This is a genomic window from Mesorhizobium sp. M1C.F.Ca.ET.210.01.1.1, from assembly GCF_004791585.1.
Classification (GTDB): Bacteria; Pseudomonadota; Alphaproteobacteria; order Rhizobiales; family Rhizobiaceae; genus Mesorhizobium.
Window position 1 is genome coordinate 1 of the sequence record NZ_SRUU01000020.1, and the last position, 12,766, is coordinate 12,766.

The window sequence follows — 12,766 nt, forward strand, 5'->3', positions numbered from 1 at the left end:
ACCATCAGCCAAATGAGCGATGATCCGCTCATCAGCCTGCCGGCAGTGGCGCGCTGATCAATTCCGGCCCATGCCGGAGAGCACGGCGACCAATGCCGTCAGCTACACCACTCCAGTGGGCACGATCGTGCGCTGCTCCTCCACCATTGAAGTCTCGGCGACGCATCCCGTCATCGTCCATCGCTAAAGGCAGCGTATTGAATTATGGGAGCGGTCGCGCCCGCCCCACCATAGCGATACAGCAAGACAATCAAAAAAGCCGGTCTTTGCTTGGCCCCAAATCTTTTCTCCTTTCGTGAACGCTGAGCTGCCAAGCTGCTACAGTTCACCTCGCGGGGCAACCGTGCACAACACAGGAGTCGCCCGAGCGATACATTCTTCACTTGCCGCTTATCAGCGCTGGTGATTGCACTTTGCAGCCTGCCTCCGGACCCGCAGCGCTCACGCTGTTGGTTTTGCGCCTGCAGGCGTCGGAAGTCGGATCGCCGCAGCTAATTTCCTCAGGCGGACGAATTCAACAAATCGATTGTTTGGATCGAAGGCATCCACACCATCGATGCCTCTAGAATAGGATCCAGCTACAATCACCGTGCTGTAATGGCAGGGACGGCCAGCACAAGCGCGACACGATCCGGCGGGTCCATCGCTGCGTTACGTATTCATGGCTACTGCATCGGGCGCTCGGTCGACCGCCTTAAGCCAGGTCGCCGCATTGCGAGACGGTGACCGGCGAGGGAGAGGGCGCTCTGGCAACGAAGCGAGGCGGGTGGCCTTGCGGGTGGCCGCGTGATGTCATCCGGCTCTCCTGCCGATCTCTGCCGGCCAGATCTGGAGCAACTGTTTTGCATAGATATGGCTCTCTTCAGGGGGCCATCTATGATGGGAGCCGAGCGCGTGTTCGAGCCGGGGAACAGGCTGCGCATGCACTGTGCCCACCTATTGCGATCGTGCTAACCTTGGTTGTTTGGACTTGCCGTTAAAGGCAAGCGACAGATTGAAGTTATGCTGCACCATCTGATTGCCTGGCTCGTTTTCGAGAGCTCGCCGATACAGGGCCTGTGCCGCGTCATGCCGCCCCTCAATGTCCAAAATCACGCCCTTCGCATTCAATGCACGTACGTTTCCTGGGGCTGCAACCAAGACGCTGTCGAGCACCTCAACCGCTTCGTGCGGGCGCTTCTGGCCCACCAAGGCATTTGTAAGTCGTATCGCCGCATCAACATTGTCCGGGTGCTGCTTCACCTCATCCCGCAAAGCCCGCTCTTGAACATCCTGACCAACTTCGCGCAAAATGCGTTCGCGCATAGCCGGATCGATTTGATCGGCGCTGAGCAACTCGGGGGAAGATGTCTCCTGCACGGAAAGAGCCGGCTTTTGCCAGCTGGCGCAACCGCCCAAAGGCAGAATGGCGAGTACGGCAAAAAGAAGTGAGTTCCGGCGCAGAAACATAGGCGATGGAGAAACTGTATTACTATTCATGTTATCTCTCAGTTATCGGGGAGGCGCGTGGCGTTCAGTTAGGAAAGGTGGGACTACTCTAACAATCCGCTGTTCGATCCGTGCGGGAGTGTGACGGATCCTGCGGGGCGAATTGTAAAGTCGGAGGCGAGGTCTTGATAAGACAGCACGGCGAGATCAACCCCGTTTCGCGTCAGAAAGCCGCGGACGAAACGTCGGACATCCATCGACGTCAACAGAATAGGGCGGGTTTGACCCGGTTCTGCGTTCGAAAGGACCTGACGTATCTGTGATAGCATCGCTTCGCTTTGCCGATCCTCCAGTGCGAGATAGGGGCCTGCATCCGAATCTCGAACCGCGCCACGCATCACATCCTCGCTCTCGCGCTCGACGACCAGGGCGGACACGATGCCCTCCGTGTTGGCATGGCGGTGGCAGATCTGTCGCTTCAAACCAGAACGGACATATTCCGTCAGCAGGGCAACGTTCTGCTCACGCTCGCTCCATTCGGCCAATGCCTCCAACACGAGACGGGTGTGGCGGATTGGGATACCTTCCTCCAGGAGGCGGCGCAGAACATCGGCAATCCGAGGAATCGGCGTCGTGCGTAGCACCTCTTTCACAAGCTCAGAATATTCCTGCTCCATTCGGCCCAGGAAATGTCGGGTCTCTTGGATGCCCACCAATCGCGGTGCGTAGCGGGTCAACGCTGCATGGACGCGCAAGGCGAGGAGTTCGCCGGGAGCCCTATGCTCCGTGCCGGCGCCCGTAAGGGCCTTTGCAGGGGTATGTTCAACCGGGAGTGTGTCCGTTTTCGGCTCACGTCTAAGGGGGACACCGCTCGAGTCGACGTGCGCTACATCGGCTCGGAGCGCCATCTGGTTTGGATCTAAGGCGTCCTGTTCGACTGGCACGCCCTCGACATCAATTCGGAATTGCGATTCAGGCAGCTGCTCGTCAACCAAGACAGGGATGCGAGGAACGATAATGCCCAGATCGGCTGTGACCAGGAGCGAAACGCGCCCAATATGTTTTTGCAATTCGGCTTGATCGACCGCCTGCATAAGATCTGGCGCTAGAAAAAATGCGATCGGGAATTCCTTCGCAGGCGCGGCTTGCTTAGGCTCCGCTGCAGTTCCACCTTTCGCATCGGCAGTGCCGGCGCCCAGCACATCAGCCTTGACAATGCTTACCGCAGCGAACACTGCGGCCAGCATCAGAAAGACGGGGAGGGGAAACCCAGGAACGAACCCCATTACAACCAGGACGCCGGCCGCCAGTCGCAAGGCTCGAGTGCTGGCCGTGAGCTGACTGACCATTTCTGTACCGAGGTTGATCCTCGCCGTCCCAGTCACACGGGTGACGATGGTCGCCGCAGTAATGGAGAGCAGAAGGGCCGGAATCTGCGATATCAATGCATCGCCTATCGTCAGCAGAGTGTAGTGATGCAGTACCTCGCCGAAGGACATGCCCTTGGAGAGCAGGCCGATCGAAATTCCACCCAGCATGTTGATGCAGATAACCACCAGCCCGGCGATGGAATCGCCCTTCACAAATTTCATCGCGCCGTCCATCGCGCCATAGAGTTGGCTTTCCTTCTCCAATTCGGCGCGCCGCCGGCGGGATTCGTTGGCATCGATGTGGCCGTTGCGTAGCTCTGCGTCGACCGCCATTTGCTTGCCCGGCAGAGCATCCAGCGTGAAACGCGCCGCCACTTCTGCCACCCGTTCGGCACCCTTCGCGAGGACCATGAATTGCACCATGGTGACGACCAGAAATATGACGAAACCCACCACGATATTGCCTGAAATGACGAAATCGCCAAAAGTATGAATAATGCTGCCGGCCTCCCCCTCGGCCAGGATCAGTCGCGTCGTTGCGACCGTGAGCGCGAGACGGAATACAGTGGAAATCAAAATAACGCCGGGCAAAGAGGAAAAATCAAGTGGAGTACTGACATACAGGGCAACCATCATCAGCAGTATGGCCAACCCCATATTGAATCCTATCAGGGCGTCGACCACCACGACCGGGATAGGCATGACCATCATCGCGACAGCCAGAAGCAGCATCAACGCAACCATTAAATCCGGGCTGGCCGGCGCACGCTTGATGAAGTCACGCAGGACGTTGGCCATCGAGACACCTTTGCAATCGGTTGAGACTTACTCTGCTGTTACGCCATGAAACGTGGCTTTCGAACTCCGAAGGCGCCTCAGCCTTGGCCAGCGCGTGACCCTGCATGAGAGCCACAAGCAGGCGCGAAATGGCTGGGCAGCAAATGTTTCCAACGCAGCCAGCTTGTCAGCACCGAGCGCGACAGGATGTTTGGCTGGCCATAGAGTGCTGCTTGATGGGGCCTGCGAGCTTTCAATATTGGAGAGCAGCAATGCGGCCATTCCTGCTCAGCAGCACACGGCTGTCCTCAATACGTTCGACCACCCATCCATCAGCCAAAATGGCGCCGACAAAATACTTCTCGCTGTCGATGACAATATATGGTTGGACCCCATGCCACACAGCTTCGACCGCGATTGCGGATGGCGCCTTCTCCTCTTTGATGAGCACTCCGTTCACCAGTGTTAGAGTACCCTTGGTGCGACGATCGAACGATTGCTGAAGCTTCTGCCAGCTGATGACCGATTCAGACGTGACGGTGCCTTCGGCGGTCACAACACCCTTTGCCGACCCAATCTTGACGTCGAGAAGACCCGCTCGATCGACTTCCTCCTGCAGCTCTTGGGCCGCTGCCTCCGTAAGTTCATTGTCAGCGCGGTGACTGATCGTTCTGGACGCGACTTCAGCCCGAAGTGAATTGGGGCTCGATCCACTTGCATTGCCAAGATAGGAGATCGTGCCTGAAAGCGCGCCGATCCCGAGTGAGCTGATTATGACCATGGCGAGCACACCGATCGGTAGGCGCGGTATGCCGGTCGAACCAGGCGGCTCTGCATCCTGCACGGACAAAGCAATGGACATCTCGCCTACGAGCAGGACGACAGGAAGGGGCACAACAACGGACTGGCCTGCGGCGATATTCCGGTTGCCCTCGATACTGAGTCCGGGTGCAAGCGCCTCCAGTTCGATCGACTTGCCAAGAAGAGTTACACGAAGGTGATGCGGTGCCAGTCCCTGCTCGACAAAGACCAAATCGGCATCGAAGCCGCTGCCGATTAAACACTTTTGAAGATCCGTCTTGCCGGTCAGACCGCAATAGTGCCCCGAACGCACTTCGAAACGGAGGGAAACGGCGTCATCCACAGAGCATCTCTCAAACAGGATAGAAGCCGCATGGCAATTGCCATGCGGCTCATTTCGGGACTACGTCGCGTCAATAAGGAGACGCGCTAGGGGGCAGTCTAAAACCCGCTTCCGACATTACGAAACGCGTTCGTCGGCGGCCTTCTTGATGGTCTGGAGATTGGTCGTTAGAGTGCGCAACTGGACACTCCTTTTCGTCGCCTCCAAGCTAACATTGGTTAGTTCCTGCACTTGCGCCTGAAAAGCAGTAGCATCAGCTCCGCTTGTATTGCCGGGAGTGCCACTGTTAGTTTTATCGGTATTGCCGGCGCTACTGGTATTGGTATTGCCTGATTTTTTATTATTATCAACTGCAGCCATGATCATTCCTTTTTCTGTTGGAGTTGTGCCGTCAATAACGGCCTGTATGACCTCACGCCGGATTTCCCGCGTCAGGCATCTTCTGTGTCATCCAAAGCTTCATCGGCCTCAGCCATCGCATCGTTCGCGAATTGGAACGCGAACGATCGCAGGATACTTTGGAAGGCTTCACTTTGTGCTGCAGACTGTGAGTTGTCTTGAAGTTGATCATTTGAAACGGTCCGGTTATCCGCCCGATCGTTCCCGCCAGCTGCCTTGCCATCATTCCCACCAGCTGGCTTGCCATCATTGCCATCAGCCGGCTTGCCATCACCAGAATGCTCGGATTTCGAATCCCCATGGCCCTTTCGGATCAAGGAAGTCCCGAGGTTGCCAACTCCACTCCCAATTGCTGCTATCATCAGGTACTCCGGCATTTGCCATTGGCGGCGACGTGTTAAAGGTTAGCCTCGATCAAGCTAAGGGCGGGAGCTTTCGAGAACCTGACGGCTTTTGACAAAAACCGGCCAGCGCAAAAACGTATGCTCTGCAGGATGTTGCTCTCGCATCGAACAGTCGACCACGATCTCGGCTGTTCGGCCAATCCCGCCGTCCACGCATGCCGCGACCGAATGGCAGCCGCAGCAGCTCGTTTGCATCCTCGATGCTGTGGTGTCGAACAGGAGACACGGTCCACGTGCTGCATGACCGCAATGACCGTATTCTTGCTGGCTCCACGGGCGCACGCAACGAGCAGGAACTCGGTCTTTGCATCACCATTCTCTCGCCTGCACATCACGGCCCGGCGCGGTGAGCTCATTGGCTTCGAGAAGGTCGGCGACCGTACGAACATGGGATGGTCTGCCGGCTTTGGGAGGCCGGTGCGGATCCTCTTCTCACCATATCGAAAGCTTGAAGCGGTCGGATTTTCTTGCCCTGTTCGTGAGAACTCCCATCGTCAGCTAATCGTCAGCCAAGCGGTCTATCTAGGCCGGCCGTGCCTGACCTTCGGATCCAAAGGTCCCGTCTCGACACTTTTTGTAACTATAGATCGAAATGGTCCGCGTGATACGCAACGCACACGCTTCTCTGAAGCAAATGTGTGACTTTGTCGGTGGCGAACGAGAGGAGTGACGCATCAATAAAATCGTCAGGCACGTGTCTAGGAAGGGGAGCTAGCCGAGTTGGTCTGATTTCATTCGCTGTTCCTGGAAATCGGCGGACTGAAGCGCTGATAATCTCAGGACATCGATGGCAACGTTGCGAAAGTCCTGTGAGCTCGGGCCAATCTTGGCCTGCTACTGAGAAGCACTTTGGCGGGAACATTACGCCGTCGCGGGTCTGGCTGACCGTGACGTTAACCGAAAGATGCCGCTGGTCTCGTCAGCCGCCAGCACAATAGCAGCACATTCTCGCCTACTACGGAGACGCAATATGAAGGGCATTGGCCGACCACGGAAATCGCAGGCTGAAACTGGAGCCAGCCGCGCGGGGCGGGCGAGCAGTTCCCTTTCGCAATCAAGTCTTGCTGCGGGAGAAGGTGGACAGTCATTCGATTCCGTTGTGGAGCAGATGCGCTCTGGGGACGCCGATAGGAGGCCCTCCTCCCTTCCAGTTGCGCGCGGTCCAGGCGATGCCCGCGAAAGTCTGCCAGGCGCCTCGATTGGCGAAGATCAAATCCTGAACACACCGCGACGTGGAGCCGCTGCGCCACCACGCGGAACCGTAGCGCCACGTGGCGCAGCCGCAAGGCGGCGCGGTTCTCCCTCCATGTCTGAGGGCGAAGCCATGGCGCCGGTCGGTAGCCAACTATCAACCGCGCAGGTGGAAGGCACCAGCTCATCGTCAAATGAAGATATCAGTCCGACACAGCTCAGAATGAACAGTCTTGTTCAACAACTGACTGATTGCGAGGCTGCGGCCAGGAAAACCGACGTCCCCGAGGAGGCGGTGGAGCTGATCAGTCGGGTCGTCGATGCAGCCTCAGCAATTCTGGAGTACCGCGCTAGCCTGCCTGCGGCTGAGGCGCAGACAATTATGCCAGACGACAAGGTGCGTAGATGTTGCCAGATCGTGTGCGACGCCGCGAATGAAGTAGACAAACTTGGCCTGTCGACGATCACGAAATTGGACAAAAAGACCAAGAAAGCGGCAGGTATGGTCGATAAACTCTACTCCTACTCCCAGGCGGACCGGCAGGAGCTGTTGATTTTAAATGTGGAGAACCACCATACGGCGGCAATTAAGTGGTGGGAAAAAAAGGCATGGCGCTCCGAACGGCAGCGATCCGCCTGCGCTGCCACCGCTAGCCTATCCAGTGGAACGCCCGTGATGCGGGAAGCCGAGCGGTGCGCACTGCGGCTGCGTGCCGGCTCGGTACTGAGTGTCAGGATCTGGCTGGTCCGTGAGCGGATCGGTCTTGCGCGGGCCAAGATTGAACTGCGGGCGAGCAGGTTCGAGCCAGATTTGAAGGAACTCCTCGTCGGTCGAAATGGAGTGGTGCAGCTGATGGCAAGCGCCGCTCAAGAAGCTCTTCGCGCCCTCTCTTTGGCGAAGGGCATAATGGATGATGGCAAAACACTCAACGCTCATGATTGCGCGGTTGTAGAAAAAATCATGGAGCGGCTTTCGGATTTTGGATTGGCGTTGCACGAGGTGCATACCAAGCTAAGCCATACCTACCCAGATGCCGGCCTCCCATTGAAACTGTTCGAACGGATCGTGGACGATGCATGGATCACTGCGCACGATGCCATGCACTTGTTGAACCTGCAGTCTCCGCCGTCAGCCATCATGGCGCCACAGGCCCAGGCGGGCGCTGCGATGCCGGCCAGGGCAGGCGCTGCGATACCGGCTGGCACTGCTGGTACGGCTGCAGTGTCAGAAGGCACTACAGCGCGAAGGAAAGGGAAGTCAAAGCATAAGTCGGCAGCTCGCGCCGGGACTTCTGCCGCCGGGCAGCCATCAACACCAGTCGCTGCGAACGCCGGCACAGTGCCAGCAGCCAAGGTTCTCGCGCGCTCGGATCAAGTTGCGAGTACACAGGTGAGAGCGCAAGAGGTGGCTGCGAGTTCGTCGGGGGCAGGCTCGACAATCGGGGGCGCCGCGTTGTCAATGGAGGTATTGACGGAGCGGCTCAAACGATTGGACGAACTTTTGCAGTTCGATCTGGCCGGTCAGCAAAGCGTCGTCTCCCAAGTGCGCCAGATGAAGCCTGAGGAGGCCGGTAAGGTCGTGGACGATGTGGCCCAGTACCTGCGAGCCCAGGCCATTGAGATGCAAACCTGTCTCGCCGGGTTGCAGGGGCGTAATGTACGCCTGCTACTCACCTCCACCCAGCTACCCAAAGTGCACGAACGCACAGACCAGCTCAAAGGGTTGCTGAACATGGTGCTGGGACAGGCCAACGCATTGAATGAAGGAAAAGCCGGCATTACGACTGATTGCATGAAGACCTACGCATTTCCGGCGCAAAAATACCTGGAACATTTGTGCAATGCCGACGAATTGATGCCGCCGGAGGCACCGGTCGCGCTGCGTGGCGAGCCAGGAAAGCTGTTTGAGATGAAGCTGCAGCCCAAGATGCTGGTCAATGGTGCGATGCCGAGCCCGATGTGGGTGCACATCCACACGAGTCGCCCCGTCATGGCCAGAAACTTGGAAGGGCTGGCTGATTCCGAATTCACCGCTTGCCACGTTAAATCCAACGAACAGCGCGGCTACAATCGAGAGCGAGAGGAAGCCGATGCTAGGTCCGGTCGCGAGAAGGTCATAATTCATCGCGGCAAACTCACCCCCGCTTTCTGTAAGTCCTTGTTGACCTCAGGGCTTGGCCGCCAACCACGCCATTCGCGTGCCGAGCTCCCGTCGGCGCAGGCTGCATGACAGGGCACTCAGAATGCGGCCGGCCACGCTGTGAGTCAGCGAGCATTTCTCCTGGCCAAACCGCGAATGCCGCTGCGCGAGTTGCGGTCCGGCGATTGGAGTCGATCGGCTACCGTCAGGGCCGATTTGCGATGTCGCGTTACCGGCTGTTGACGTGGCGGCGTATCTTGCCTCCCATCCAACTTATCGCCGAGATCGCGCCGCCAAGATCGAGGCGGAAGGTCTTCCTGCGAGCGCGGAGCAGGCATAGCCGATCCGATCGGGATCGGCGCATCGCAACGACCCAACGGTGTGGTGGAGAAAATTGGATTCGGGAGAGCTCGGTTCCAAGAGGCGGAGTTCCGGCCCGAATACAATCCGCTCGCAAGCACCCACGATGCGCATCCGCAGTTTATTGTCTGGGAGATGGGCTGGATTGCTCGGCGGCGCTGGCGCTAAGGCGGGGCTGTCGCCGGACAATTAGCATTCACTGCCAACAGCCTTGCAACCGTCACCAGTTGCAAGGCTCGGCGGCGGGTCGACAAATCACATGAAATCGTCGTCGGACCCGCTATCGCTGCTGTCGCTGTCCTCGGTTTTGTGGAGATAGAGTGGAGGTTTGCCTGCACGCTGCCACTCACCGGCACTGTTCTTCGTCCATTTGTCGGGATGCTGCGTAGGGTCAAGCACCAGGTCGCCATGATCCACTTCAACAAACCCCATCGTCTGCGCGCGCGCTTGTGCTTCCGGATTAGCCGCACGCCAATTCAGCAACGGTCGGTCGCCGTCTATCCGAAGTTGATGCTCCAGCAGAATATCGCCCGCATTTTCGACGAGCGGATGGGCGACTTGAAGATCCACTATGGAAGTGACCTCAGTTCGACCAGGAAATTGTTCCCGCCAACTTTCCGATTCGAACTCGTTCATGCTGAATCCGCCTTCCATTCTCAGCAGTCCGGCACTCCGGTCTCCCAATTGGTAACTGAAATATCGCGCGTGCTCCGTATCTCGACGGATGCCATATTGCTGAGCAACGTCCGCGGTGCGCCTGGCTCGTGACGATACGAACTCCGAATACTCTTGAGGATTGTCGGCGATGTGCGTGATTTCATCACCATGAAATTGCCTCACCTGTCTCCTGAAGGAAGTCCTGTTGATCTCCACCACAGGAGGTCGGGAATTGAGGGAGTATGCTTGGGGAGCCGCCGATGATGAGGCGCCGCTACCTTCCGATCCGGATAAGTGCATTCGGGCAAATGTGTCCGCGAACCCTTCGCTTCCTGCATCCGATTGCTCGCCGGCATTATGCGCGCGGTAACTATCGGATGAGCCACCAATTCGACCATACATGACGATTCGTACTCCTATGTTTCGCAACCGAGCTCAAGTTAGCACGGCTGTTCAACATAGGGCGCTTAGTTGACGACTAGCTGACGAGGGCATTCCAACGGCTGCACCAATCAAATCCGCACTGCCGGCCTCAAAACCTCGGACTGCGCCACGCACCGGCCAGCAGAGGCTGAAAGGTCATGCCCGGAGGACTTGCCGTAGTTGCTGGGTGGCAGATCCGAGGGGAGTGATTGCCCCAGGCCCGCGGTTGCGCGGTTGGCCTGACAGAGACACTGGGGCACGGATGGCCAGCCGACATTTGCCACTAGCATGGAACCAGGTCAGTTTTGAACTGGGCAGTCGTGGACTTCCAATGACTAGGCCAAGCCTGCGGCAAAGAATGCTTTCGCGACAGGCTGGAAATATTGCATAGGAACCGCGTGGCCGAGTTTTGTAGTGCTTATCAGCTGACGCGCTAAGACATGGTCATGGACGATCGTCAGGCGTAGTGCCCGCGCCTCACTCAACACATGTGAAACGCGCTCACCTTCGGCACGGCAAACTAAGAACGGCACCCCGGTTTCACCGCGAACGTAACGCAGACCGATCAGGACCGCCCTTCCTGTTAAGACCAGCGTGGCGCGATGCACGCCAAGCGCAGGCTCGTCGGCCGCCTCCTCGCGGATGCGACGCTGTTCACCTTTCAACTCTGGCGCTCCTTGCTGATCCTTCGACTCGCGCGTCACTTCGGTATTGGTCATGCGCATTTCGCGCAGATACAACGCGCGCTGGAGCAGAAGATCGATCAGTCCGCCGACCAGCAGTGCGCCGGCGCCAATTCCCATCAGCAATTTTGTCTCCATAAAGATGAGGCCAACACAGCCCATGCCGCAGATCGGCAGAGGGACCATTGTCTTCCACATCCCGAGAAGGACAATGGAAAAGGTTGCGCTGAGAACCAATACCTTGAACATGGTCTTGCAGACTTCGACCATGGAACGAGCAGACCCCAAGCGCTTCAGCCCTTCAAAGGGGTCAATTTTCTTAAAGCTGAGCTTCATCGGCTCCAGAGAGAAGACAAATCCACCATTGGCTAGCAGGCTGGCCAAAATCACCGCGGCGACAAGGGTTCCAAGCAGCGGGCCAACAGCCGCGACTGTGAGTTGGACGAGCACAACCAATGCCTGCGGCACCGCGGTATCGAAAGGTAGGCTCTGCAACTTGGTGGCTAATAGGAGCGCTTCCCGGCATTTGTCCTCGATCACGCTGCCTCTTAGCCAAAGGTAGCCGAGCCCAGCGCAAGTCCCGACCGCGCGGACGAAATCGGAGCTACGTGGCAGCTGTCCTTTTTTGCGCGCTTCACTTAACTTCTTCGGGCTGGCGGCGTGTGTCTTCTCTTCACTTGTGTCGCTCATGGCAGCAATTTGTCGAACCACTCCAGCACGCCGTTGGCACGTGTGACCTCCAGTTTCATGCTCTCCACCAGATAGGCAGCGTAGGTGACCATGAGAACTGGAAAGACAATGTTCTTGATTGCCGGAGACAGTTGGCTCGCCTTAAATTGCGGGGCAAAGCGACGCAGCAGCATCATCGATATATCAATCAGTATCAGGAAGAACACGACAGGCCCCGATACCAATAATGCCGTGCGCATTATGCTGTCGAGAAGCCCCAACAACTCCATTGCTCCTGGCCCACTCAGTGTCGGGTGAAACTGATACACCGGCCAGATCAAGTAGCTGCGGTACAGGACACTGATCAAAGTTTCCAGGCCTCCTGATCCGACGAATATGGCAATCGCAGTGATCCCCAGAAAAACGCCCATCGCGGAAGCCTGACTGTTCGTCGCGGGATCGGCCGAAGCGGTCGGGCTGCTGATGCCGCGTTGGTTGTCGATAAGCTCCCCGGCAGCCTGAAGGCCCCAAAGCGGAATGCCAAGAAAAGTGCCAAGGAGTACACCGACAAAAACTTCCTTGAATCCGAGCAGGGTTAGCTGGATCAGGCGCGTATCAGAATCCAGCGCCGGCAATCCGCCGCTGACGTGTGCCAGGCATGGTAGTGCGAAGCCAACAGCCAAACAGCCCCGGATCAGCCCACTGATCTGCGAGCGTGTGAATACGGGAAAGATCAGCATGATGCCCATCGCGCGGGCTGCCCCAAGACCTGCCGCAACGACGAGTTCGAGAGCCGTCTGGATCAGAATTTGAATATCGGCCGATGGCGCGTCCATGGGGCGGACTAGTAGCTAAGTGTCATTGCGGGAAACTCGGTGAAGATCTGATCGGCTAGCTCTATGAGCGGGGCGCTTAGCACAGGAGCAAACAGCCCAATCACCGCGACAACGACCAGAAGCTTCACGGTGAGCGGCAAGCTTTCATCCTGGATCTGCGTCGCCGCCTGGAGGATGCCGATGACGAGGCCGACAACCACTGATGCAATGAGCGGCGGTAGAATCCAGATCATGAAAACCACCAGTGATTGGCTCATAAGAGTAATGATGCTGGATTCAGTGATG

General features: G+C 57.6%; 10 protein-coding genes. 1 reads left to right on the forward strand and 9 read right to left on the reverse strand.

Annotated elements, in window-relative coordinates; genetic code table 11:
• Nucleotides 1-936: 936 nt before the first annotated feature.
• The 5 genes from EN853_RS21290 to EN853_RS21310 form a co-directional block, all read right to left on the reverse strand.
• Nucleotides 937-1,479 carry a tetratricopeptide repeat protein gene (locus EN853_RS21290; protein ID WP_081714429.1) on the reverse strand — a complete coding sequence of 181 codons (543 nt, stop codon included), beginning with the start codon at nt 1,477-1,479 and terminating at the stop codon, nt 937-939.
• A gap of 53 nt (nt 1,480-1,532) precedes the next feature.
• Nucleotides 1,533-3,596, reverse strand: coding sequence for a type III secretion system export apparatus subunit SctV (gene sctV, locus EN853_RS21295; protein ID WP_024505383.1), 2,064 nt, complete (start codon nt 3,594-3,596; stop codon nt 1,533-1,535).
• 232 nt (nt 3,597-3,828) lie between these two features.
• Nucleotides 3,829-4,719: a hypothetical protein gene (locus EN853_RS21300; protein WP_024505382.1), complete on the reverse strand. Its 891-nt coding sequence runs from the start codon at nt 4,717-4,719 to the stop codon at nt 3,829-3,831.
• Between the two features lie 117 nt (nt 4,720-4,836).
• A complete protein-coding gene (locus tag EN853_RS34670; RefSeq protein ID WP_224570034.1) occupies nt 4,837-5,079 on the reverse strand; it encodes a nodulation protein NopA in 243 nt (80 codons plus the stop codon).
• A gap of 71 nt (nt 5,080-5,150) precedes the next feature.
• Nucleotides 5,151-5,480 carry a hypothetical protein gene (locus tag EN853_RS21310; RefSeq protein WP_081714433.1) on the reverse strand — a complete coding sequence of 110 codons (330 nt, stop codon included), beginning with the start codon at nt 5,478-5,480 and terminating at the stop codon, nt 5,151-5,153.
• Between the two features lie 1,348 nt (nt 5,481-6,828).
• On the opposite strand from EN853_RS21310, the gene EN853_RS21315 reads away from it, so the two are divergent.
• Nucleotides 6,829-8,943, forward strand: coding sequence for a hypothetical protein (locus tag EN853_RS21315; protein ID WP_245454733.1), 2,115 nt, complete (start codon nt 6,829-6,831; stop codon nt 8,941-8,943).
• A gap of 525 nt (nt 8,944-9,468) precedes the next feature.
• Here the strand turns inward: EN853_RS21315 and EN853_RS21320 are convergent.
• The 4 genes from EN853_RS21320 to EN853_RS21335 form a co-directional block, all read right to left on the reverse strand.
• Nucleotides 9,469-10,272, reverse strand: coding sequence for a hypothetical protein (locus tag EN853_RS21320; protein WP_024505378.1), 804 nt, complete (start codon nt 10,270-10,272; stop codon nt 9,469-9,471).
• 356 nt (nt 10,273-10,628) lie between these two features.
• Nucleotides 10,629-11,666 (reverse strand): EscU/YscU/HrcU family type III secretion system export apparatus switch protein, encoded by a 1,038-nt coding sequence (locus EN853_RS21325; protein WP_029354843.1) that lies wholly within the window; start codon nt 11,664-11,666, stop codon nt 10,629-10,631.
• Nucleotides 11,663-12,481 (reverse strand): type III secretion system export apparatus subunit SctT, encoded by an 819-nt coding sequence (gene sctT / locus EN853_RS21330; protein WP_127861424.1) that lies wholly within the window; start codon nt 12,479-12,481, stop codon nt 11,663-11,665. Before sctT ends, EN853_RS21325 begins: the two co-directional genes overlap by 4 nt.
• 8 nt (nt 12,482-12,489) lie before the next feature.
• Nucleotides 12,490-12,765, reverse strand: coding sequence for an EscS/YscS/HrcS family type III secretion system export apparatus protein (locus EN853_RS21335; protein WP_024505375.1), 276 nt, complete (start codon nt 12,763-12,765; stop codon nt 12,490-12,492).
• Nucleotide 12,766: the final 1 nt, after the last annotated feature.

What these genes read in the sequence shown, in the direction of transcription:
- EN853_RS21290 (WP_081714429.1), bottom strand. Translation starts at nt 1,479, where the DNA reads ATGAATAGTAATACAGTTTCTCCATCGCCTATGTTTCTGCGCCGGAAC.
- sctV (WP_024505383.1), bottom strand. Translation starts at nt 3,596, where the DNA reads ATGGCCAACGTCCTGCGTGACTTCATCAAGCGTGCGCCGGCCAGCCCG.
- EN853_RS34670 (WP_224570034.1), bottom strand. Translation starts at nt 5,079, where the DNA reads ATGGCTGCAGTTGATAATAATAAAAAATCAGGCAATACCAATACCAGT.
- EN853_RS21310 (WP_081714433.1), bottom strand. Translation starts at nt 5,480, where the DNA reads ATGATAGCAGCAATTGGGAGTGGAGTTGGCAACCTCGGGACTTCCTTG.
- EN853_RS21315 (WP_245454733.1), top strand. Translation starts at nt 6,829, where the DNA reads ATGTCTGAGGGCGAAGCCATGGCGCCGGTCGGTAGCCAACTATCAACC.
- EN853_RS21320 (WP_024505378.1), bottom strand. Translation starts at nt 10,272, where the DNA reads ATGTATGGTCGAATTGGTGGCTCATCCGATAGTTACCGCGCGCATAAT.
- EN853_RS21325 (WP_029354843.1), bottom strand. Translation starts at nt 11,666, where the DNA reads ATGAGCGACACAAGTGAAGAGAAGACACACGCCGCCAGCCCGAAGAAG.
- sctT (WP_127861424.1), bottom strand. Translation starts at nt 12,481, where the DNA reads ATGGACGCGCCATCGGCCGATATTCAAATTCTGATCCAGACGGCTCTC.